We start from the raw sequence: 25,423 nt of genomic DNA on the forward strand, positions 1-25,423 counted from the left end.
TTTTAAACCTTAAGAATACTTACACTCTTTAACACTTTCCTTATAAACATGATTTTTATAAGGAAATCTGATACAATTCTTAAATAATATTATTATGTATAGATATAACGAACATAGTGCATAATTAAAGAAGGTGATTTCATTGAAATTAAATAAAAATTTACAATTATGTATATTAATCGGAACATTAATATGCTATTCAATCTATTTTATATTTTTCTATCTGTTCCCTACTCATTTTTCAAATTCAGATGTACGCTTCGCTTCACTTGTCGTTGAAGCCATTACATTTGTATCACTGATTTACTCTATATATTCTAAAAAAGTCAGTTCAAATCCGTTTTGGATATGTATTACAATAGCAATTGGTAGTTTTTTATTAGGGAAAATAGTATATACATATCAAGATAGCTTCTTCGAAATTCCAATACATCGTTTTACGGTTTCTGATGTATTTTATATGTTTTTTCTATTTTTCTGTCTTATCGCTTTCTGCTATAAAATCTTAAAGGAATGCAATAAATGGGAAAAAGCGTTCTTTATTTGTGATATATGCATAGTGCTTACTTCCATATTTACATTAGAATGGTATTTATTTAATCAACCAAATTTAAATATATTCGCTCTTTCACTAGGAGATGTTTTCCTTTCATTTTTATACCCAATTGCAGATTTATTATTTCTACTACTAGGTGTTAGTCTCTTTTTCCGTCCAACAATTTTTAATTCCAAACGGAAAATTTATATCTTTATTTTTGTATTAATAAGTTCTGCAACTTTTAACTATATTTATTTTTACTTAAATAACCACTTATCAACTGAAACGATAATATTATTACGTCTTTTATATAGAATACCTATATTACTTATTGCAATAGCTGGCTCTATTTCAGAAGATCATAATAGCCATAAAAATTATTTCCTTGTAAACCCTATAATAGGAAAAAAAGCTTTAGTTGTATTTCCCTATCTTGCTGTTGCAATACTAATCGGGTTTACATTAAAAGAACAAACATCATCTTCAACTCTCATTACAGGAAATTGTATTACTTTTATTTTCGTACTCATTCGTCATTCTATCGTACGTATGCAAAACAATTCCTTAACAAAACGTTTGCAGGCATTTAATGCCCAACTAGAAGAAAAAGTTACTTTACGGACGTCTGATTTAGTTCATAAATCAGAGGCTCTTTCTCAAAAACAGCAAAAGTTTAAATCATTATATGAATATCATCCTGACCCTATCTTCACCATTGATTTAAATGGAATATTCTTAAATGTAAATAAGGCTGGGAGTGTACTACTTGGGGCACCAACAGATGAGTTACTAGGTGAAACTTGTTTTTCGATCATTTTAGATGAAGATAAGCATAAGCTAGCAATGGCATTAGAAAAAGTGAAACAACAAGAATCGGCATTCTTACAACTTAGTTCTCAATATAAAGATGGCTTTACTTATTTTTTATACGTTACAATCATTCCTATTATAATAGACGGACAAATTTCAGGAAGCTATATTATGGTGAAAGATATTACTGCACTAAAAAAACAGCAAGAAGAAATAAAATATTTAGCATTCCATGACACTGTAACGAAAATTGGGAACCGTGCCTTTTTCCATAAGAAATTAAAGAGAGTTATAAAAAATGCTAAAATAACAGAAAGCGAGTTTGCATTATTATATTTAGATTTAGATCGCTTTAAAGCAATTAACGATACACTTGGACATTCATCAGGAGATTACATATTAGAAGAAGTAGCAAAGCGATTCCAATCATGTCTTCCATCACATACTCATCTTTCAAGAATCGGTGGCGATGAATTTACAATCATAATTGAAAACTATACTGACGAAGATTACTTATTCCAATTATGTAACCAATTATTTAAATGCATGAAAAAGTCATTTATCATACATGAGCATAAATTAACTTTATCACTGAGTATCGGCATCGCTATTTATCCACATTCCGGAATCGATACCGCTACACTTCTAAAAAACGCTAATGTTGCAATGTATGATGCAAAAGCAAAAGAACTTAACTCTGTATCTATTTATGACGATGTAATCGCTAAAAAAATTGAAAGACGATTGCGATTAGAAAAAGATTTACCAAACGCACTACAAAATGAAGAATTGTTCCTTTTGTATCAACCTCAAGTTGATAGTGAATCTAATAAAATTATCGGTGCAGAAGCTTTAATTAGGTGGAATCATCCTGAATTAGGTATTATTTCTCCATACGAGTTTATTCCGATTGCAGAAGAAACACTACAAATTATTTCAATAGGTAAATGGACATTAGAGCAGGCTTGCAAGCAAATGAAACGTTGGCACGCACTCGGATATTCACATTTAAAAATAGGTGTGAATTTATCTGCTAAGGAATTTGAACAAGAGGATTTTGTAAAATCTATTTCTTCTACTTTAACAAATACAGGTTTACCAGCAAGCTCTCTTGATCTTGAATTAACAGAGCGAATTGCAATGATGGATGAGCGAGAAACATTGATAAAACTGCGTACACTAAAAAGTTTAGGGATTCACATTTCTATCGACGATTTTGGTACAGGTTATTCTTCGCTAGCCTACTTACCTTTGTATCCAATTGATACGTTAAAAATCCCGAGAGAATTTATTACAATGTCTGAAACATGTGATGATGGAATGGAAATTATTAAAACGATCATCACATTAGCAAATACATTAGGAATGTCTGTCATTGCTGAAGGTGTAGAAACGAAAGAGCACGTAAATTTCCTTCAAAAAAATAAATGTCAGTTTATTCAAGGTTATTATTACAGTAAACCTATTCATATTCATGCATTTACTGAGCTATTAGAAAATGGCATTCACCGATAGTACATAGCTAATTGGAATAAATAATAATGAATTGGAACAAATATAGTAAAAAGGAAAGAAGATACCTTCTTTCCTTTTTACTATTTACATTTCTATTACTTCACCACTTCATTTATTATATCTATTAATTGATGAATCCCCTCATCATTTGTTTTCTTATATCCATTCATGTTTTGAATATATTTATCCTTATTTGTATACAACTTATTTACTGCATGTATAAATGTATTCGTACTTACTCTGTCTTGGAGTATAACTTCCGCATATCCTTGCTGTGAAAAATATTCAGCATTTAAAACTTGATCTCCTCTACTGGAACTGTTAGTTAACGGGATAAGCAACATCGGTTTCTTCAAAAATAACAATTCAGAAATAGCAGTAGAACCCGCTCTTGAAACTACAACACTTGCCATATTTAGTATATGCGGCAACTCATCGCCTATATATTCAAATTGCATATACCCCTCCTTGCCAATAGATGGGTCTACCTTCCCTTTACCACATATATGAATAATATTAAAGTTTAATAGTATTGTATCTAAACATTCCCTTACCATATCATTTATCCACTTAGCACCTTGACTCCCACCCATAATTAATAATACTGGTTTATCTTGCTGAAATTCACAATATCTTCTTCCTCGTAATACGTTACCCTTCTCAATTTCTTCCCTTACAATTGGTCCTACATAAACCTTCTTCTCATTATTTACATTTTCTCCTGTCTGAGGAAATGTTGTGCATAGCTTTGTAGCAAAAGGTAATGCTATTTTATTGGCAAGCCCTAATGTGCTATCTGGTTCACGTATAATTATAGGCACACGATTTAACCATGCTCCTATAGCTACAGGAACTGAAACAAATCCTCCTGCTGAAAAGATAACGTCAGGCTTTGTTTTCTTAATTAAATTATAACTTTGTAAACAACCGCGTATAATTTTAAAAGGATCTTTAAAATTCTCCCAATCCCAATATCTCCTAAGCTTTCCCGTTGAAACACTATTGTATTTAACATTTTGCACTAATGATTTTTCAATTCCATTTTTAGATCCAATATACTCGACTCTCCATCCTTTCTCTATAAATTTAGGAATTAATACAATATTAATCATAACGTGTCCGGCTGTACCGCCCCCAGTAAAAAGAATCGTTTTGCTCATAACTTATACCCACCTTTATTATTAAAAATCTAGCTTTATATTTACCTTTTAAATGTAAATGAACTTATTATTTTTTATATAAATCTTTAACTCCACCTCTATATCTTTTAAAAGATCGTTAATGAGTTCATAAAAATCATTTCCATACTCACTACACTCATATTGAGCAAAGATTTGAATCACATACCTAGTTTCCGTCTCTAATGCTGACTTTATTCGATTGACCCTTTTTTCTTCTACATACGCTTGATATTTATGTATTGCCTCATAAATAAGCAATACATGCGCTTCTTCATCTCTCCAGTCCAGCGTATCAACAATTGAAAGAAATAGCGTATTTTGATTATCTATTACTTCATAACCATTCATATATTTCTTACACCCTTTTTTGTTTTTCATTGCATGCAGATGTCACTACACTTCGCATACTCAAGTACATCTTTTAATGATTGATGAAATTCAATTTCTGGGATCCAACCTAACTTTTTTATTTCCTCTGTTGCTAAACTCTCATTTGAGTCGCTCCCACTTTTCTCTGTTTCCTCTATAAAAAAATTTAGCTGTGTTAATTCTTTATATTGTTCTAGTACATCTAATAAAGATCGTTTTACTCCTGATCCGATATTATATTGTTTTCCATTTATTCCATCTCGTAATAACACATGATACGCTTTGACCGCATCACGTACATCTAGAAAATCTCTACTATCTTTCAAACTGTTTACTTCGATAATAGCCTTACTTCTACCTGATTCTATATCTATCATTTTCTTTGCGAGAATCGAACAAATACCATTCGATACCCCTGGACCAATTAAATTTGAGGGCTTTGCAATGATAATATTTGAATCCATTAATCCTCCCCAAGCCTCTGCAATAATGACTTGCATCGTTTTACTTAAACTATATGGATTCGAAATTTTTATTTCGTTCATACTATTTGCTTGCAAAGCAGATCCTATAACTAATGTTCTACAATGCGAGGCTTCTTGCTTAATTGCTTCTAATAAATATAACGTTCCTATTACATTAATCTCTATATATTCAAGGGCAGCTGTCCAAGATTCTATGACCGAATTCCTTCCTGCTAAATGCAATACGTAGTCTGGCTTTATTTGTTTCATTACCTTCATTACTTCGCTCTTATTAGTTAAATTACAAGTAATACCATTTTTAATTTTTTCTCTATGTGCACGATTTTGAAACATAGGAATTACATGAAAGCCCTGCTCTAAAAAATAGTGGCAAGCATGGCGTCCTGTGAAACCATTTGCACCAGTTATTAAAAGGATCGCATTTTTTTTCATCGCAAAAATCCTCCTTTTAATAGCATTTGTTTCACCTCATGTTTTTCAAGTAAGTCTTGTTGAGAACTAAAACTCTTCACATCCACTAGAGGATAGCTAGAATAATATTCTTGAAGTCCTTCTATAGGAATAGTCGGTAGTACCACAAAATAATTTTGATCAAAACTTATACTTGTTTTACTCTCTACCTCAGATAGAAGCATTTCACTTAATTTTTCACCCGGTCTTATCCCTACCTCTTTTACCTTAACTTTTTCTTTTCCAGAATATTCAATTAATACTTCTGCTAAATCTGTTATTTTACATGCCGGCATTTTCATAACAAAGATTTCCCCGCCTCTACCTTGAGATACGGCTTTAAATAACAATCCAACAGCATCCTCAACTGTTAAGAAAAATCTAGTCATATTCGCATCGGTAATCCCTACTTCTGAAGATTTTTTAATTTGTTGTTTAAAAAGTGGTACTACACTTCCACTCGTTCCTAAAACATTTCCACCACGAACACAAATGAATTTTGTTTTCTTCGTTTGTATATTCGCATGAACCATTAATTTTTCACCAATTGCTTTTGTCATCCCATACGTATTTGATGGATCAGCTGCTTTATCCGTTGAAACATATATAACTTTTTCAACTTGCATCTGTATAGAGGCTTCAATTACATTTTGCGTACCATGTATATTTGTTTTTATAGCTTCATAAGGATAATACTCACATACTGGAACATGTTTTAAAGCTGCCAGATGGAACACATAATGTACACCTTGGCAAGCATAGACTAGTTGATCTTTATCACGAATATCTCCAATAATAAATTTTAACCTATCATCATTTATAAACTGTTGCTGCATTTCAAACTGAACCGTTTCATTTCTTGAAAAAATTCTAATTTCTTTCGGTGATTTTTCTAATAGTTGTTTTATAAGTTCATGCCCCCACGAACCTGTCCCACCAGTAATTAAAATTATTTTATTTAACATTCTTTTTCCTCCTACGAAACATCTCAATTTAAATAATATTTATTGAATTATTTTCAATTGATTCAAATCATAATCGTCGTTTGTTACATTTAATTGACAAAATAAAAAAACAGAAACTATTAAACGTAGTTTCTGTTTTTCATTTCATCTCACAACAGTAAGATTTTCTATACGGTTTTCATGATAAATAAATTCCTTGTAAAAAACACCGCTCATTTATTTCTTATACTCGTAATAAAATAAATAGAATGATTCATAGCCAATAATCATGTTTAAATTTATGAAAAAGGGAGGTAACGGAATGGACCGAAGCAATTCAAATCATACATATAACGGACCTTCCAAAGCACTGCCTCTCTCCCTATTCGACGTAAAAAATGAATTGAAACAAAAAAGCAAACTTATTCCTTCTGGCACCATGTATAAATTAACGAAAGAAGAACAACTCATCATCAACAAAATAAAAATACAAACAGAACAGCTAAATAAAAATAATGTTACAAGAACACGCGCATACTACCAATTTTACATTCAATATCCAGAAATACATTGGGCACTGCTTGGGCATATGGTATCACGTAACGGCGGTTGGAATATGACTGATTTAAAGGGCGATTTATATACGAGAATTTTATCAGAGAAAGATCAATTCATATTTTTTTCTTTTTTAGAAAGAGGGAATTGGCTTATTTTCCAAGATGTATACCCTCAATTTTTACTTTACGAACAAAGTGTAAAGAGATCACAAAAGTTATTTCACCTTCTCCCTCACCTAAATGTTTCTACATTTATGGAAACGATGTGGAACCATTTTTGGAAAACAGGTAACAAAAAAACTTTAGCAATTGCAACTATTATTAATGAACAAAACTACTTAGAAAAAAGAGTGATTCAAAATGTACAATTTAAAAAGACTGTACTAAATAGTATTGGATTTAAACTCTTTGATTTCTTTCAGTTTAATCATATCCTTTTCCCATTCTACGAAAATGATAAGAAACAAAAAGTATTACTATTTGGTGATACAATGAAACATTTCACTTCCTTACATGAACGGATATTAATTGGAAAAAGATTGTACTCATTATTATTTCGAGATACACATGTTTTATCTCAAATAATAAGCTGGGCTCAACACCATCCACATACAGGATCTAGGAAAGATTACTGGCCCCATTTATTTTCAAGTGTAAATGAATCTTTTTCCCGTGAGTTTTATAAGCGCCGAATAAAGAAATGCCAGTTACGAAATGGCGCTTATCGCATATACAGCCCTGCACTCATCTATGCATGGCGAGATATGAAGCATGAAGCAGTTGACAGTGAAGATTGGTTTACCGATTGGCAAGTTGTAAATTACTTAGTTGATAAGGAGGAAAATATAAATGGACAAATTACAGAAGACTACTGCAAAACACTCGAAAAAATTGAACTCGCCATTCTCGCAAAGAAAAATGTCCTCCTCCGAGAAGAAGAATGAGTTTCTAGCATTAGTAGTTACAATCTTTCTCTCTTCTATTATTGGAACTTGCTTAGATGCCTTTTTTGTTCATAAACAAATATATTCTTTTCCGGCTAGGCCCTTCTCATCCACATTTTCGGTGAATATAGCTTTTACATTGTTCGTACTGCCGATTTTAACAGTTATCTTTATACACATTTCAAAAAAATTATCTAAAGTTTCTAGAATTTTATTTATTATTTCAATCGGTATTTGTGCTAGCCTTTTTGAACAGATTGCTGAAAGTTTAGGTTTATTTGTACATAGTGCGAATTGGAATCATACATATTCTTTATTTGGTTATATGATTTTTCATTCTTTTATTTGGAACGTATATAATTGGATAAAAAAATAAAGAGACCATTATAGGTCTCTTCTTAAGCATACTCTTCCGTTATTACTAATGGTGCCAATGTTTGAAGGCTTTTAGAGCGTAAACGATAGGCAACGACTTTCTTCTTATATTGCTTAATGACATCAACATGTTCCTCATAGCTATATAGCGAAAATCTAATCTCTTTATTCCCTTTCTTCGTGTTAATAACGATCGGTGTTCCTTCTCCGTGCGGCGGGAAATAATGTTTATCTAAAAACAAAGCCTCATTAAATTCATGAATAACTTGTAGTTTCATTTCTCCCTCTATATTTTTTCCATCTATCGATATAGAAGTATTTTCCACCTCAAGCTTTTGATGCAATTCAAATTTACTAATAATTGATTCTACAACAGAAGTGGGCATGCTAGAAACTAATACTTTAATAGCTCCAAAAACAAATAATGTAACTATAAACCATGTTGTCATTGTTATCATCTCCATTACATTTAAAAAATAAATTTCGTTCCATACGGTATTAGTATACTAATAAGTATTCCAGTTACAATCATCGTTACCGAACCGATAGTCGCTTCTTTCTCGCCTTCTTTCACTAAACGACTCACACCGATAATATGTGATGCACAGCCCATTCCAACTCCTTTTCCAATCGTACTTGTTATACGGAAAAACTTAAGTACTGTTGGTCCCATAATAGCGCCTGTTATTCCTGCAACAACTACAAAACTAGAAGTCATAGATGGAATACCACCAATTTGATCCGCTATTGAAAGGGCAATTGGCATTGTCGCTACCTGTGGTAAAGTAGTTAATATAAGTTCCTTATCTATATTTAAAATTCCGCCAATCACTACATTCATGCTCGTTACAGCCACTATACCTATCACTACTCCGATTAGTATCGATGAAAAATTTTTCATCAGTATCTTTCGCTCTTTAAATAGAGGTATGGCCAATGCTACAATTGCAGGGCTCAATAAGCTTGAAAGAATGTTTCCCCCATTTTCCCTATACTCATGATGAGAAATACCAAAAATCAAAAATAAACAAATCATAATTGCCGTAACTGTTAACACTGGTAACGTAAATGCAAACGTAATTTTTTTATATAGCTTTGTCGCCAAGAAATAAATTGCTACAGTAATAATAATTAAGACCATTTGAATCGTGCACCTTGTCGATTTTATTTTTTTGATGTGACTAATAATTGACTTATATACCCTGAAACAATCAAAGTTACTACAGTACTTGCAACTACTAAAAGGAATATAATACTTCCCTTACTGAAAAGAAAAGACCCGTATTCCATGAGCCCTGTTGTCGAAGGGATTAAAAATAACGGTAAAAATACGATTAACTTTTCCGAACCTAACTCAAACCATTTTAACGGTAAAACGCGAGTGGAAAGGAGCAGGAACAGTATTAACATCCCTATTAAATTCCCCGGTATTGATAGATGGAATATTTCCTGAATCCACGTACCCACTAGGCTAAATACATATAGCACGCCTACTTGAAGTAAAAGCGTCACGTACTTCATTTCTTTCCCTCATTTCACTATCACACATCCATATTATGAAATCTCATTTAGCGTGTCGGCAAACCGTTTAATTCCAAGTTGAATTTGTTCTATATTCGCTCTACCAAACGTAAATCGTATATATTCATTTTTCGAACCTAAAACACTGCCCGGAACAAATGCGACACCATTCCGTATAGATTCACCTAATAAGTGATATTCATCAAATTTTCCTGTTACTTTACACCATACATGTATTCCACCCTCTGGCACGAAACATTCAACTCGTTCTCCCAATGTTCCTTCAAGCTCTGCAATTAATTCATCTCTTCTTTGCTTCAATTGTCCACGAAGTATCGTAATATGTGTATGGAAATCCTTTGATTCTAAAAATTGATTTGCTACCCACTGCGTAAATACACTATGGCCAAAATCAACTTGTTGCTTTGCATCTGCTAAACGCTCAATTACGCGTGTAGGACCAATTATCCATCCAATACGTAATCCTGATGCAACAATTTTTGATAATGAACTTATATAAAGAACATTTCCATTTTGGTCCATTGATTTTAATGTCGGGTTCACTTCTCCATTAAAAGAAATTAAACTATACGGATCATCTTCTACAATTGGTATACCGAACTCAGAAGACAGTTCTAAAATTTTTTTACGTCTCGCTAATGAAAGCACAGTACCCGTTGGATTTTGATAATCTGGATTCAAAAACACCATACGAATGCGATGCTTTTTGTGCAAATCGATTAAGTCATCTGGATTCATTCCATCCTTATCAACAGGTAAATGAAATATGTTTAAACCGGCCGATTTAAACATTGGGAGCGAAAAACAATACGAAGGATCTTCAATCGCAATCGCATCACCAGGTTTTAATAAACATTGAACGATAAGATTAAGCGCCTGTTGTGCTCCTGACGTAATAAGAATAGAGCTTGAATCTGCTTCAATTTGTTTATATTGCTGAACATGTGCTGCAATTGTTTTTCTCAACATCTCATTTCCAAGTGGATGGTCATAACCGAGGTTTTCCATAAATGTTTTCTCCGACAAAATTGTTCGAAATCTATCACTTGGAATTAATTCTGGTGACAGTTCACCGCTTGCTAAATTAATTAAATCATCTTTTTGTGTTTCCGTTCGAATTTGTTGAACGAGTGGTACGTTAGGTAAGAACGATCCATCCTCCACGTACCTACCCCAGTTCGGTATTCGTTTATGTAAGACACCCCATATGTCCGTATTGACCCGTGTTCCGCTTCCCTTTTGTCGTTCTACTACTCCAAGTGATTTTAATTCTTCATACGCAGCTACTATTGTACTCCGGTTCACCTGTAATTCCTTTGCTAACATACGCTCAGAAGGTAACTTACTATCAGAAGGTAATTCTCCTGAAGAAATGCCTCTTTCAATATAATCCGCGATTTGTTTATATACAGGTGTCTTATCTGCACGATTTGGTTTCCATTCCATATAGTTGCTCCCTCTCAAAACAAACTAATCTCAATTTATTACTAACAGTATTTACTCTAAAAATAGTATTAATTAGTCACATCTTCTTATCCGCAAATAAATATATCCAAAATGGCTCTCTTTCTGATTACTCGATACCTTCTAAAATTCCAACTTCATACTCTCATTTCAGTTCTTTTACAAACTATCAGATCATTACCGCATACCATGTTACCCCAAGCAGTAGAACAAAAAGAAGAAGAATATAGATTGCAGATAAGTTTTTCACATTTCTTTTTGTAGACTTACCATAATTATCCTCCACGTTTCTTGCAACTAGTACAGTCCCAAATAGCGATACAATTACAATAATAACGACTAGTGAAATTGCAAAACTCATTGTCTTTTCACCTCTCTAAGCCCCATCTATTTTAATTAAAGAACTTACATAAAAACCTTCCTCTTTAAAACGTTGATAACATACTACCTTTCTTCTCTTATCATAATAGATGTTTGTAAAAAGCGGACCAACCACTTTCGTGTTTTTTTGCTCATCCACTTTAAAAATAAAAAGCAACTGATCACTTAGGATCAGTTGCTTTTTTCACACGATAATTTTTCATTTAAAATTAATTCGATTTAAAAGTTTAGTCTTTTCATAATGAAACATCGACTGAGATAACTCGAAAATTGTTCCATTTACAAGATACACTGTATTTTCAATAAGAAGCGCCGGATCACCTTCATTTAATTCTAAAAGCTGTGCATTTTCTTTATTTACTTTTTCACAACTAATAACTTTATCAGCAAAACCAATATTTAATCGTAAATCTTCAATGAAATAACTGTATACAGAGCTTAATGCTATTTCTTCGTTCAAATATGGAATAATATCCTTTTTGAAATAACTTACTTCAATAGAGAACGGCTTAGCATCTACAATTCTTAAGCGCTTCAAAAAATACAACCTAGTTCCAGCTTCGCATTGCATTCGCTTTGCTATTTCTTCGTCCGCATCTATTACTTCAAGCTCTAACACTTTCGTTTCAATATTTTGTGAAACAAGATTTTTCGTTAATCCACGTAAACTTCCTAAATTAATGTAATCTGTTACAGAAGTTTCGCGTAAAAACATACCACTACCTTGTACTTGAAAAATATAACCTCTATTCACAAGCTGACTAATTACTTTACGTATCGTATTACGGCTTACTTCAAATCGATTCATCAACGCTTCTTCTGTAGGTAGTTTTTTCGTTTCATTAAAAAGCCCATCTCGAATGTTTTGCTCTAACATATCTGCAATTTGTTTATACTTTGCACTCATACACTTTCTCCTAAAATACTCTTTTATCTGTTATAACTCTTCCCCTCTCGTTTCGATCACATGTTTATACCAATGAAACGAAAGTTTCTTCTTACGTTTTAAGTTATCATTATGATCGACAAAAATAAAGCCATATTGCTTTTTATATCCATTTAACCAACTTAAAAGATCAATCACTGACCATGCATAATAACCTTTTAAATTAATTCCCTCTTCAATTGCACGCTTCATTACTTTTAAATGCGCTTCAATAAATTTAATTCTCGGAACATCTACAATTTCTCCGTCAATGATTGGATCTTCATCACCAAGTCCATTTTCCGTTACATACATCTTTATGTCACCGTAACGCGCTTTCAACATATGCAATCCCTCTAAGAAACCTTCGGGAGATATTTCCCATCCCCATTTTGTATATGTTTTATCATCCATTTTAACTGTTCGATAAAAACCATCAAAAGAAGGATTACCTGGAGCAAGCGTTGAGTTTTCTCGAGAATGTTCCTCACTCTTTATATCCATATCGTATCTTTCTACTCGTATTGGTTGATAATAATTCAAACCAATAAAATCATTTTCTTCTGCATTTTGTTTAATAATTTCTAATTCTTCAACCGTCCAATTAGGAGTCCACCCTTTTTCCTTTAATTGTTGTACAACATAAGACGGATACTCACCTTTTAAAACTGGATCATAATACCAATACGTTTCATATTCATTCGCATGATTTGCTGCTTGTATATTTTCTTTTTGGTTATCCACACTATAAGCAGGTAAGAAAACATGTGTAATCCCAATCTCACCATATTGTTTCAGCTGCTTATATACCGCAACTGTTTTCGCATGTGCATAAAATACATAATGAGTCGCTTGAAAATACTTTGGAACATCATTTTGTATTCCTGGTGGATGTGCACCTTTTAAATAACCTAGTCCACAAAACATTACTGTCTCATTAAAAGTAATCCAATGCTTAACTCTGTCACCAAATGCCTTAAAACAAGTTTCTGCATATTTTACGAAAGCCTCTGCTGTTCTTTTATTCGTCCATCCACCATCTTTTTCTAACGGTAATGGTAAATCCCAATGATATAAAGTGACAAACGGTACAATCCCGTATTTTAAACATTCATCAATTAAGTTGTTATAAAATTCAATCCCTTTTTCATTTACCTCTCCATCTCCAGTCGGCAATATTCTTGCCCAAGAAATAGAAAAACGATACGATTCTAATCCCATCTCAGCCATTAAGCGAACATCTTCCTTATATCGATGATAATGATCAACAGCTACATCACCATTTGTTCCATTGTATGTTTTGCCAGGAACTTTTGAAAACTCGTCCCAATTCGTAACACCTTTTCCATCTTCATTCCATGCACCTTCTACTTGATAAGAAGCTGAAGCAGCTCCGAATAAAAAATCATGTGGAAACTTCATAGTATATACCTCCATTTCATTACAACAAATTAAATTTAATGATACATTTATAATTTATTGGTACAAATTTTATATGTATGATTATATCTTATGTTTTTATTTTTTTCTATTATAAAAGTACAATTTATATTGTTGGTTATTGGAAAATAAAAAGAAGCGATATATTTTATCGCTTCTTACTCTCATCATCTTTATTCTTTTATTAATGACTTATTCGCTCTTATAACTTCTTGATACAATAATGGTGACCACTTTTCATTTATATAGTCTTGAATTACCCAGCCCACTCTCAAAGGATTCTTTTGTTTTATATAGTTTGCAATTTCAGGATTTATATAAGAGGCATAGTAATATGGACTATTCCATGCTGTACCACCAGAAGACAAGCTTGTAAAATTTATATATAGATGATTTAAATCCTCACTATTGTTCATCGTTTCATTCATCGTATCTTTAATAGATTTTACTTTCTCATCATAACTCACTTTATATTTATCTTGTACTGTTACATTTACATTTTGATTTACAGTTGTGGTAAACGTCTCATTATCTGGCCAATAAAAATTATTATATCCTCCAGATTCATTACTACCACTATATCTTTTTAGTAGTACAATTTTCCCACGAGCATCTCCAAGTTTTATATTTCCTTCTGTTTTTAAAAAGATAGGATCAACAAAATAATTTTTTTCAAACGTACTACTAAATGGACCTTCTGCCCCTTTCATATCCTCATACTCTTTTTTTAAAGACATAATAATCGTTTCACTCGGGTTATCTCTTAAAAATTGTTTCGCTTCGTTTATGAATTCATGCAGTGTTACATAAAGATATAATGGCCCATGATGAAGAACTATCGTATTATCATCTGTTAAACGTCCTCTTATATCAAAAATGCGAGCTCCATGGTCCATTTGATAGCGAAAATCATATTCTTGCGTCATTCCCCATACTTGCTTAATCGGATTTTGCAACTTGAACGTCCCACTATCGTGTGTTCCTGGAATTGAAATTCGTGCTAACGGGATACTATCAGGTATAGGTTGCATCCATTTTGATAAATTTTCAAGCTCATTAACAGAGCTAGCTGCAACTACTCTCTTATCATGTAAAGCAAATACAAATGTGATAAATATTGTACTACATATGAATAATTTCAAAATTAACTTCTTATTGCTCATTATTATCCCTCTCTTTTTCTGTTTTTACATCAAACTTATTGAATATAATATAAGCTAGTTCAGAAAAAATAAATAACATTTCATCAATATGAAATATTGCATAGAAGTAAAGTTAAAAAATCATTCACATATACTAAATTAGAAAAATTTAAAGGAACTTCATCTGAAGTTCCTTTTACTTATTTTATGTTCAATACGTATGAACCATCTTTATTCTCATATTTATAGACGTATAAATAATATTTACCTGGCTTTGCATTATAAGTTCCTTTAACTACATTGCCTTCATTTTCACCATATGCTACATAGTTATTTAAATCTGATTCATGATGAAGTACCCATGTCATTCCGATATTTTGTTCATTTAGTAAAGAAATATTAATATTTTCCGGCGAATCAATTTGGAAAGTAAATACATCTACTCTATCACTATTATGTAGCGTTCCTTTCACCGGTGTATGAAAGTTAACTTTATTTGCCTGTCTAGGCTCATTATTTGGTTCATTTTCTGTTACTTGTAATTCATTCCCAACGTTTGGTTTTCTTTGTTCATAGCCTAAGTTTACTAGTATAGACTTCAAATCTGGTAAAACACCAATTTTATCTGCATATGGATCTTTAGATTTTGTTCCTGTACTCTGGTTGCTTAATATTGCTCTTAGTTCACTAGGTCTATATGGTTGTCCTAAATTTTCTTTAGCAATGCTTTGTACTAAAGTCGCTGCCCCAGCAATAATTGGCGAAGCACTAGATGTTCCGCTAAAGCTTGAAGTATAAAGGTTTACAGCACTTCTACTTTGTTCAGCTGTAGTTGTATCTACATTTTCTCCCCATCCGTACACATCAATACGGCTTCCATAATTCGAAAACCACATACGTTCATGAGGGAAAGATGAAGAGCCAGCTCCTACCATAATTGCACCCGAATCTTTAAAATCTTTACTATTACGATTTAAGACTTGCTTACCCTTTCTATCTTTGAACTCATCTAAATCATTCCACCCATTTGCTCCGGCCTCTATAATTACAATCCCTTTATCTGTACCAGCACGAATTGCATCAAAGATATCTGGTTGTACTTCAACAGGTAAATATTTATCACCATATCCATCGAAAGATGCTTGCGCCTCTAACAATAAAACATCCCCAGCTTCTAACTGATTTACAGCGCTTAATATTGCATCAGCCGTATTATACTGTCCATTATCTCTTATTTGAGAGATAACCTTTGCTTTCGCTTTTGGCGCAATCCCAATATTCCCAACTTCATTGTCCTCAGAGGATACAATTCCTAGTACAGACGTCCCATGACCGACATGCTGATCTATATTTCTTCCAGACATTAACTCAATTTTTTGATGTAATAAATCCTCATGATTTAATAACCATCCGTATTCCATATCAACAAAAGTGATACCATTTCCATTACCGCCTTGAATTCCCCAGGCGAAAGGCGCATTAATACCGTATGGGGCCGCTTCAAGATAACCTTGTTTTTTAAATCTAGGATTGTTACTAGGATTAAGAGCTACACTTGATGATTGCACTTCAGGTGGCATTATTTTCTCTTGTTTCTTCATATACGCATCTTCTATTAAAGAAGATGCCTTTAACTTATCTACTATTTCTTCTTCATACCCACTATTTTGATTTTGAAGAATATAGTAGTTTAATAAACTTGTAGATACATGATTAGGTGCTTTCACTTCAAGGTTTTGTATTTGTTCCGGGCTTACAGATGTGAATAAACGAGTAAATGTTACATCTGGATATTCTTTCAAAAAATCTTTTATTACTTTATCATTCGTTTGAGATTGTATTTGTTTTTCAATACCATCTTCATATGGCAAATCCAAATCCGCTTTAAATTTTACAATGATTTGCTTATCTGTTTCTTGTTCTATCCCTGATTTAATCTGCTGTTCTATAGAATCAGCATGTACACTATTGATAGTACCCCCTGTTCCTAAAAGTGTTGTAATGATTACAGTTGACGCACACATTTTTTGAAATATTTTCATTGCATTAATCCTCCTATTAATAATTAATAATTAATCATTATATTAATCTATAATGATTTTATTTCTATAACGTATTCCCTTTCTACTAAATAGATTATAGTAATCAGAAATATGAACTTCAATGTATTTTCATATGCAATATTTCATATTCGGACTCTACACTACACGAAGATGAAACTTATAGTGATTATTTATTTTATATGTGCTAATATACTTACATTAATATATTACGCATATATACATTTCAAACTACATTACTTAATAGTTTCACCTTAATTTTTTCTTAGGAGGATTTACAATGAAATTACTAAAACTAAAACATATAATCCCTTTATCTGCAGCTGCAATTACATTCGTATGTAGTCAAAGCACAGCTGAAGCTTCTACCATTCATACAGTAAAAAAGAACGATACACTTTGGGGCATTAGTAAACAATACGGAGTTTCAATACAATCCATTAAACAGGCTAATAATAAAGGAAACGATCAAACCTTTATTGGCGAACAGTTACATATTCCAGGGTCCGTGAAATCAAATGAAATCACTGTTCCTCAAAACGCCAAGCCAGCCAACATTTCTGGACAAATTATTTATCAAGTACAACCGGGAGATTCATTAGAAACGATAGCAAGGCGTTACAATGTCACTGTCCAATCTATAAAACAAATGAACAATACAGTCGGAAACAAGCTTTATACAGGACAACATTTAAAAATCAACTCAAGCATTTCACAAAAAGAAAAAGACTTAATGGCACGCTTAGTTACCGCTGAAGCAGGTGGCGAATCCTATAAAGGAAAAGTAGCAGTAGCGAAAGTTATACTAAATCGTGTAAATGCAAAAGGTTTTCCAAATACAATAACAGGCGTTATTTATGAACCTATTAAATACGGATATGCATTTACTCCTGTTACAGATGGAAGAATTAATCAGCCTGCAAGCGCAGAAGCAAAAATGGCTGTAGAAGAGGCTATCTCCACAAATGGAGTACATTCTGACTGGCTTTATTTCTACAATCCAAAAACATCAACAGACAAGTGGATTACGACACGTCAAACAGTAGCAGTAATTGGTAACCATGTATTTGCTAAATAAGATTTAAAATCATTAACAGACCTCTTCACTTAAAAGGTCTGTTTTTTTCTATGTAAGATGTTATTAATCATATGACATAGTTATTTTTTAAACTGTTTCTTCTTTCAAATAAAAATTTTTGTATTTACTCCACCACTCGTAGAAATTAATAAAGCATCAAGTTCAAAAACTCCCACTTTATTAATAAAAGCTATTTCTTAACTTCATAAAATTGTTATACACTAGAAAAATAAAAAACAAACTATTCGTTAGCAGGTGGAAGAATATGTATGATGTTACGATTATCGGCGCTGGAGTAAGTAGCATTTTTATGGCTTATTCACTAGCTAAAAGTAACAAAAAAGTTTTAATTCTTGATAAAGGTAAAGCGCTAGAAGATCGCCATTGTCCTTTAGACGAAGGAAAAGTGTGTAATTGTACTACATGTGATAAATATTTCGGGTTTGGTGGTTTAGGAAAATCTGAAGGGAAATTTAATTATACAAACGGATTTGGCGGAGAACTTGAGAAAAAAGTCGGTAAAGAGGGTTTTATACAACTCATGGCTGAAGTAGATGAAATTCTATGTCAGTTTGGTGGAAGTTCGGTTTCAAAATATTCTACTGAAAATTCAAGTCTCACTAAGAGAGCTGAAGCGTGTGGTTTACAAATGCTAACAACAGAAGTAAGACATCTTGGTACTACACTTTCCAGTAACATTTTTCAGCAGCTCTATGAATTTTTACTGACGAAAATAAAGATCCAATTTCATATAGATGTACAACATATTCTGAAACAGGAAGATCATTTTACAATAGAGACAAATCAAGGAACAGTTCAAACTAAGCAACTTGTATTTGCAACTGGGCGCTCTGGGGCCGATTGATTAAAAGAAATATGCAGTTCCCTAAATATTTCTCAGGAGCAAACACGTTTAGATTTAGGAATTAGAGTAGAAATGAAAGAACATCAATTACGTTCTATATTAAAAGATACTTTTGAAACAAAACTTTCTTATCAAGGTGAGCATTTCACAGCAACTACTTACTGTATGAATCCACAAGGCCGCATCATTCGAAAGTACGAAGAAGGTTTAGTTATGCCTGACGGTCAAAATTTTCGAGAGCAAGGAACTGGCACTTCTAATTTAAATTTCACTTTATTTATTCCTCGCTATTTTCCAACTCTCAAAGAAGCAAATGTATACGCAAGTTCAATTATTAAAGACATTAACCAAGGACGAGATCGGATTGTTATACAGCGCTTAGAGGACTTACTAAAGAAACAACCTACGGCGGAAAACAGCATGGAGCATAATCGTATACACCCTACACTACAGGGGGATTATGGAGATTTGAATCAAGAAATCCCTCAATTATATATTGAAGGGCTCAAAGAGTTTTTATTACGCTTAGAACAATTTATACAAGAACCGATTGATAAAGATACTTTGTTATATGGAATTGACGGAAAGTTCTATGCTCCTACGATAAAACTCAATAACTATTTTGAAACAAGTGTGCATGGGCTATTTTTAATTGGAGATTGTTCAGGCGTTACGCATTCATTATCTCAAGCAGCTGCAAGTGGTCTGTATGTTGGAAAGTACTTATCTGACATTTAATTTCTATCATTAAAATGTCAGTCAAATATTTTTAATTTCAAAACACTTTACTCATATATAGTAAAAGTATATTAATAAGCCCCCTATCCTTCCCGGCTAATGATTAACCGACAAAAAATCAGGATTTTACAAAATACATATGTAATATAACTGTATATTTAAAACGATTGGCATTCAATTCTAATAAATTGAATGTCAACAGTTTTAAAAGTCTCTATCCATTTTCACTTTTATTTGTTCGATATTTTGTAACATCATCATAGTGTTTAATATGGTAGGATGTCTATAAGTCAATTTCACTACAACTATGACTTTTTCTGCCCGTTTCTCAAAAAGAGTTATATTTATGCTACTACGCTTTAAAAATCCCCATTGTATGTATATGAATACTTCAAATTATTCCCTTTAGAAAACAAAGTCTACATGGTTCATTCCATTCTAATAGTTATAAAAACATAATATATAACTTTAGTTAAATAAATTATATAAAGAAGGTGTAAAAATGAAGAACAAAATAAATTTACAGATGCAAAATATAAGTTTTGTTATAATAATGGCTTTAGCAGTATGGTTAAAAACATATCTTATTACGCGATTCAGTTTTGATTTAAAAATTGAGTCTTCAACGCAAGAGCTTATTTTATTTATTAGCCCTCTAGCCGCATCATTAGCGTTTGTTGGATTAGCATTATTTGCAACTGGTAAAAAGCGAAATTATATAGCGCTCTGTATTAATTTCTTATTAACAATCGTACTTGTTGGAAATGTAATGTTCTATGATTTTTATAGTGATTTCGTTACATTACCAGTACTTGGACAAACCTCAAACTTTGGCCAATTAGGCAGCAGTATTATAGAAATATTAAACTACAAAATTATACTCGCATTCGTAGACATTGTTTTCTTCTTTATTTTATTAAAAAAGAAATCATTGGTCTTTAAAACAGAACGTGTAACTCATTCTACGCGCTTTTTATACTTTCTTTTAACGATTGGTGTATTCTTTGCGAATCTACATCTTGCAGAAAAAGAGCGCCCTGAATTATTAACAAGATCATTCGACCGAGTCATGCTTGTCAAAAATTTAGGCTTATATACTCACCAAGTATATGACTTAACACTGCAAGTAAAAGCTGGGTCACAAAAAGCACTTGCTGATAGTAGTAAATTACAAGAAACTGAAAACTACGTAAAAGCAAATCAAAGCGAGCCAAACCCTAATATGTTTGGTGCAGCGAAAGGAAAAAACGTAATTGTCGTCACTCTTGAATCCTTGCAAACCTTCTTAATAGGCGCATCAGTGAACGGGCAAGAAGTTACACCATTCCTAAATGAATTCATAAATGAAAGTTATTACTTTGATAACTTTTTCCATCAAACTGGTCAAGGGAAAACATCCGATTCAGAATTTCTAATCGATACGTCGTTGTATCCATTAAATCGAGGAGCTGTATTCTTCACACACGGTAACAATGATTATACTGCAACTCCAGAAATTTTACGTCAACAAGGTTATTTCACTTCTGTATTTCATGCAAATAACGCAACATTTTGGAATCGTAATATTATGTACTCCGCTCTTGGTTATGACCGTTACTATAATGAACTTGATTACAAAATCACACCCGAAACAAATTTAAATTGGGGATTAAAAGATATCGAATACTTTGATCAATCAGTAGATATATTAAAAACTGTTAATCAACCATTCTATGCTCGTTTCCTTACTTTAACAAACCATTATCCATTTACGTATGATGAAGATACAAAATTCATTGAACCATACACCTCTGGTAATGGCGTATTTGATCGTTACATCGTAACAGCACGTTACTTAGACGAATCCATTAAAAAATTTATTGAACGTCTAAAGGCCGAGGGGCTTTACGATAATTCTATTATTGTGTTATACGGTGATCATTATGGCATTTCCGAAAAACATAATCGTGCAATGGCACAGTTTTTAGAAAAAGATCAAATAACAGAATTTGATACTTTAAATTTACAACGTACACCTTTATATATTCATATTCCAGGACAAACAGAAGGTCAAACTATTTCAAAGCCTACGGGACAAATCGATATGAAACCTACTATTCTAAATTTATTAGGTGTTGATTCTACGAATGATATCCGTTTTGGCCATGATATGTTTTCAGATGAATATACTGGCTTTGTTGTTTTACGTGATGGTAGCTTCGTTACAGATAAGTATGCATACAAAAACAACACTTTCTACGACCGTATAACAGGTGAAATTGTAGATTTACCAAAAAAAGAAGCTCAAGCCCTCATTAAACGTGCACAAAATGAATTACGAATGTCTGACAAAATTATTGAAGGCGATTTATTACGTTTCTCAGAAAGCAATAAAATTAAAACTGGCGAAGTACAAACTAAAATTAAAGAAACAGAAAAATAATCTATATATGAAAAAGGAGCAACTTATTACAGTTGCTCCTTTTACTTTCTTATAACACATCAGATCGTGTATATACAAAATCTGATGTGTTTACTTTTATTCTACGCTTGTTTCTAAAGCTACATCCGTATAGGTATTATCATCACCTATATTTAAAATTACTTCACATTGACGCAATCTCAATTCAAAGAGCATGATAGAATCATGATAGATTTCAGGATTTGATTTCATCTTATGTAACATCTCTTGTTTTTCTTGTATTTCTAAATGCGTGTTTTCTACAGCCTGCTTTAAGGAGTTAAAGGGATTCCTAAAGAATATATTAATATCTCGCTCTTGTGTGTTTTCAAACAGCTCAAATTGCAAGAAAAATTTCTTCATAATAGAAGCCGTTACTTCAGTATAATCTTCATTTTCTACATACTGTTTATATTTGTTATATAGCATAGATTTATTTTTAGGAAGAACTCCAAATAATTTACCGGCACTTTTCAGTAAAAATTGTGCTGGCGTAAATCGACGTAAAATATTTACTTCATCCATTTGTATTTTAGTCGTCATCCTGTCAGTATCTCTGCGCCAGTCATCAAGCACTTTAAAGTCACATTCTAACTGTATTCTATTTTCTCCAAATAGTGAATTAAGCCCTTCACTAAGTTCTTCTAAATACGTTTGACTTTGAAGAAGCTCATTATTAGAAGTTGCAATCCAATTTTGCATAGAAAGAGCAAGATTAGGTAATACAGTTTGTTCTAAATATTTATGCACTCTTTCATTCATTGCTTTATTTAGTTCCGTATCCATGTGCCCGAAATCACTTTCTTCACTAATTAAATTAGAACAGCTCTTTAATATCTTCGGAATATTTTCGGTAAGATCATTTGTAATTTCAGTCTTCATTGAACGATATGATTGTGTAATGAAATGAATTTTTTCCCTCTCAAATGCAGTAAGGTTATTAATGCTACCGTTTAGTTTCACTAGCATATCTTCATTCCAATTAATAGCATCCACCAGATTATTTTCTTTCTCAACACGTTTATCCAAAAGATATGTAATTGTTTTTCGAATGAAAAATAATAACTTTTCAGTACGTTCTGCATCGATATTTTTATGATTAAAGTTAAAATGAATAAACTCGATTAGACCATTTAATTGTTGACTACTTGTATATAACGAGGAATAAGGGAAAATTCTCGCATACGGGAAATATGTATTTATTCTCGTTGCCGTATCATGTAATACCCTTTTCACTTCTGCTTCACTGTAAATGTTATCGATTTTATTTAATAAGAAATGAATTTGTAAATTTGGCGTATGTTCTTGAATACTTAATAGAATATCACGTTCTTTATCAGTAAAAGGTGAATCCGCATTCAATACGAATAGTAATTCGTCTACAGAATTTAAATATTCGAATATCTCATCTCTAGTGTCGTTATTTCTATTAAAGCCAGGTGTCACTACAAATGTAAGTTTATTTTCATTTAAAAATCTGCATGGTAATTTAAATTCAACACACGCTCTATCTCTATATGTTTGATGGTGCTGAGACATCATATTATGGTAATCAGTGATATCTTCCGTTGTTGTAATTGCTGAGTCTGTTATAGCGTTTATTTCTATATGAGCATCATTTTTTAAAACTACTACATTTGAAATTGATTTTTCTAATATATTTTCTCCTAATATAGAGTTAATAAATGTAGTTTTTCCGTTTCCTGAAGTTCCCGTTACTAAAATACGATTTGTTCTTAAATCTGCGAGCTCGTCAACTAACCACTTAAATCGGTGACCTATTTCTATATTCTGCTTTTGTGCCCACTGTGTAATAGATTCAAAAAGGTGTAAGCTGTACTCTAAGCCATTTACATGATTAATAGAATGTGACAGTAAGTTTTCCGCATGTTCTATATTTGCTGAATCTATTTTGGAAGGGAAAATCTCATCCCATGCCAATACAGCTGCAGATGGAAATACAGCATAAGATGGATTGACTACCTTTAACCAGTTTGCTAACAGATTTGGTATGATATCGTCTAATTGTCTAAGCGTATATTGACCTTGAATTAATGCAAAGTACGTTTCTTCGTAAAGAGCAGAAACTTTGTTCCATATATCGGACGAATGTATTTCAATATGTAAGAAAAATTCATTTATTGTATTAAGCCATAATAAATAATTTGGTTCATCTTTATAACTGTTCCAAAGTGATGAAACCATTTGTGTAAATTGTACTTGATCTACATTATTTAATGTAGCTAATGCATCATAAAAATAGTCTGGTGAAATATGTTTAGTAAACCCTTTATCGATATATCCTTTTAACACCTCAAACCAAGGATACGATTCTATTCGAATTAACTCATTCACAGCAAGCTCTACTGCACTATCAAAATCTTGCTGTTCCTCATAAAAGGAACGGGCAATTTTTGTGACATTCGGATAATCAGGATTTAAAGAAACTGCTTCTTTAATAACACCGAAAGCTGAGTCAAAATTATTTTGCTCAATGTAAAGAGAAAGTAATTGTAGTCTAATTTCGGTCATCAATATTTTATTATCAGTAGTAATGGAAGTATAAATATTTTCAGCATCTGGTAATTGATTAAGTTCGAAATAAGCATCCGCAATATTTTTTTGTGCCCATGGTGCTAATTCATTACTAACCTTCTCCCATTTAAAAATAGCTGCTTCAAAATCTTGATGACGATAATAAAATTCACCTTGCGCAAAACGAATATAAGACCCATCAGAAATCTCATTTTTTTCTTCGTTTACATAAGCTTGTCCAAGTACGTCAAGAGTTGGTTTTGTTTCATTCTCCATTAGGAACGTTTCATAATACATCTTTTTTATTAATTGTTTTTCTAATCTCATCTTTTCCCCCACTATATCTTGAAAATAAATTTTTAAGATATGTCAATGCTTTTTGTATGTATGCTTTTTATCTTAACAAAGAATATCTTTTGGAAAATTTCATTTTCCTTTCATTTTTCAAGTTAGATTGAATTTTTATGAGAAAAGTTTCAGTTTTTTTTCAATTCCCTTTCAGTTATGAAACAGCATTAAATGTTCCTAATAACCTAATAACACTATAATATTCCACATTATATTATCAAGAAAACCCCATATAAACCATATTATAAAAACAATCTATATTGAATTTATATGCATAATTCACTGTACTATCAAACA

At 32.2% G+C, this 25,423-nt stretch carries 19 protein-coding genes and 1 pseudogene; 6 read left to right on the forward strand and 14 right to left on the reverse strand.

The genetic code is table 11. The features are described 5' to 3' along the window. Positions 1 to 142: 142 nt before the first annotated feature. Positions 143 to 2,863 carry a bifunctional diguanylate cyclase/phosphodiesterase gene (locus MHB52_RS19515; RefSeq protein WP_000773536.1) on the forward strand — a complete coding sequence of 907 codons (2,721 nt, stop codon included), beginning with the start codon at positions 143 to 145 and terminating at the stop codon, positions 2,861 to 2,863. Between the two features lie 95 nt (positions 2,864 to 2,958). On the opposite strand, the gene MHB52_RS19520 is transcribed toward MHB52_RS19515, so the two are convergent. From MHB52_RS19520 to MHB52_RS19535, 4 genes are read right to left on the reverse strand one after another with little or no spacing between them, the layout of a single operon-like run. Further along, a complete protein-coding gene (locus MHB52_RS19520) occupies positions 2,959 to 4,023 on the reverse strand; it encodes an undecaprenyldiphospho-muramoylpentapeptide beta-N-acetylglucosaminyltransferase (protein ID WP_000047558.1) in 1,065 nt (354 codons plus the stop codon). 48 nt (positions 4,024 to 4,071) lie between these two features. Then, entirely contained in the window at positions 4,072 to 4,422 is a 351-nt protein-coding gene (locus MHB52_RS19525; protein ID WP_002098140.1) for a DUF6572 domain-containing protein, read from the reverse strand. After that, on the reverse strand, positions 4,419 to 5,330 hold the full coding sequence (locus MHB52_RS19530) for an NAD-dependent epimerase/dehydratase family protein (protein ID WP_000739017.1): 912 nt from the start codon (positions 5,328 to 5,330) through the stop codon (positions 4,419 to 4,421). The genes MHB52_RS19525 and MHB52_RS19530 overlap by 4 nt, the downstream gene beginning before the upstream one ends. Further along, positions 5,327 to 6,313, reverse strand: coding sequence for a UDP-N-acetylglucosamine 4,6-dehydratase family protein (locus MHB52_RS19535; RefSeq protein ID WP_000932588.1), 987 nt, complete (start codon positions 6,311 to 6,313; stop codon positions 5,327 to 5,329). The genes MHB52_RS19530 and MHB52_RS19535 overlap by 4 nt, the downstream gene beginning before the upstream one ends. 301 nt (positions 6,314 to 6,614) lie before the next feature. Here MHB52_RS19535 and MHB52_RS19540 point away from each other — a divergent pair, with 301 nt between their 5' ends. Next, positions 6,615 to 7,793 (forward strand): DUF2515 domain-containing protein, encoded by a 1,179-nt coding sequence (locus MHB52_RS19540; protein WP_016118506.1) that lies wholly within the window; start codon positions 6,615 to 6,617, stop codon positions 7,791 to 7,793. Further along, positions 7,768 to 8,169: a CBO0543 family protein gene (locus tag MHB52_RS19545; protein WP_033683151.1), complete on the forward strand. Its 402-nt coding sequence runs from the start codon at positions 7,768 to 7,770 to the stop codon at positions 8,167 to 8,169. Before MHB52_RS19540 ends, MHB52_RS19545 begins: the two co-directional genes overlap by 26 nt. Before the next feature lie 22 nt (positions 8,170 to 8,191). On the opposite strand, the gene MHB52_RS19550 is transcribed toward MHB52_RS19545, so the two are convergent. From MHB52_RS19550 to MHB52_RS19590, 9 genes are all read right to left on the reverse strand, one after another. Beyond that, positions 8,192 to 8,617 carry a YfmQ family protein gene (locus tag MHB52_RS19550; protein ID WP_044796957.1) on the reverse strand — a complete coding sequence of 142 codons (426 nt, stop codon included), beginning with the start codon at positions 8,615 to 8,617 and terminating at the stop codon, positions 8,192 to 8,194. A gap of 20 nt (positions 8,618 to 8,637) precedes the next feature. Next, positions 8,638 to 9,309 (reverse strand): LrgB family protein, encoded by a 672-nt coding sequence (locus MHB52_RS19555; protein ID WP_044796956.1) that lies wholly within the window; start codon positions 9,307 to 9,309, stop codon positions 8,638 to 8,640. Between the two features lie 23 nt (positions 9,310 to 9,332). Further along, a complete protein-coding gene (locus MHB52_RS19560; protein ID WP_000878485.1) occupies positions 9,333 to 9,689 on the reverse strand; it encodes a CidA/LrgA family holin-like protein in 357 nt (118 codons plus the stop codon). A gap of 33 nt (positions 9,690 to 9,722) precedes the next feature. Continuing rightward, positions 9,723 to 11,156, reverse strand: coding sequence for a MocR-like pyridoxine biosynthesis transcription factor PdxR (gene pdxR, locus MHB52_RS19565; protein ID WP_044796952.1), 1,434 nt, complete (start codon positions 11,154 to 11,156; stop codon positions 9,723 to 9,725). Positions 11,157 to 11,343: 187 nt separating this feature from the next. Next, the gene (locus MHB52_RS19570) at positions 11,344 to 11,535 is read right to left on the reverse strand and encodes a hypothetical protein (protein WP_000006452.1); all 192 of its coding nucleotides are present in this window, start codon (positions 11,533 to 11,535) and stop codon (positions 11,344 to 11,346) included. Positions 11,536 to 11,754: 219 nt separating this feature from the next. Beyond that, a complete protein-coding gene (locus tag MHB52_RS19575) occupies positions 11,755 to 12,462 on the reverse strand; it encodes a GntR family transcriptional regulator (protein WP_001274901.1) in 708 nt (235 codons plus the stop codon). 30 nt (positions 12,463 to 12,492) lie between these two features. After that, the gene (locus MHB52_RS19580) at positions 12,493 to 13,902 is read right to left on the reverse strand and encodes a glycoside hydrolase family 1 protein (protein ID WP_000671637.1); all 1,410 of its coding nucleotides are present in this window, start codon (positions 13,900 to 13,902) and stop codon (positions 12,493 to 12,495) included. 191 nt (positions 13,903 to 14,093) lie between these two features. Next, positions 14,094 to 15,083, reverse strand: a complete 990-nt coding sequence (plcA, locus tag MHB52_RS19585; RefSeq protein ID WP_000066294.1) for a phosphatidylinositol diacylglycerol-lyase — start codon at positions 15,081 to 15,083, stop codon at positions 14,094 to 14,096. Positions 15,084 to 15,262: 179 nt separating this feature from the next. Continuing rightward, a complete protein-coding gene (locus MHB52_RS19590; protein ID WP_000689189.1) occupies positions 15,263 to 17,104 on the reverse strand; it encodes a S8 family peptidase in 1,842 nt (613 codons plus the stop codon). A 298-nt stretch (positions 17,105 to 17,402) separates the two neighbouring features. Between MHB52_RS19590 and MHB52_RS19595 the strand changes: the two genes are divergently transcribed. The 3 genes and pseudogenes from MHB52_RS19595 to MHB52_RS19605 all read left to right on the forward strand — a co-directional run bounded on the left by MHB52_RS19595 (position 17,403) and on the right by MHB52_RS19605 (position 22,225). Continuing rightward, entirely contained in the window at positions 17,403 to 18,200 is a 798-nt protein-coding gene (locus MHB52_RS19595) for a cell wall hydrolase (protein ID WP_000771175.1), read from the forward strand. A gap of 265 nt (positions 18,201 to 18,465) precedes the next feature. Beyond that, positions 18,466 to 19,803, forward strand: a pseudogene (locus tag MHB52_RS19600) (NAD(P)/FAD-dependent oxidoreductase). Positions 19,804 to 20,305: 502 nt separating this feature from the next. Further along, the gene (locus MHB52_RS19605) at positions 20,306 to 22,225 is read left to right on the forward strand and encodes an LTA synthase family protein (protein ID WP_061664432.1); all 1,920 of its coding nucleotides are present in this window, start codon (positions 20,306 to 20,308) and stop codon (positions 22,223 to 22,225) included. A gap of 96 nt (positions 22,226 to 22,321) precedes the next feature. Here MHB52_RS19605 and MHB52_RS19610 read toward each other — a convergent pair whose 3' ends face one another. Next, on the reverse strand, positions 22,322 to 25,105 hold the full coding sequence (locus tag MHB52_RS19610) for a dynamin family protein (protein WP_061664431.1): 2,784 nt from the start codon (positions 25,103 to 25,105) through the stop codon (positions 22,322 to 22,324). Between the last annotated feature and the right edge of the window lie 318 nt (positions 25,106 to 25,423).

The sequence above is a fragment of the Bacillus sp. FSL K6-0073 genome (assembly GCF_038006085.1).
GTDB lineage: Bacteria > Bacillota > Bacilli > Bacillales > Bacillaceae_G > Bacillus_A > Bacillus_A cereus.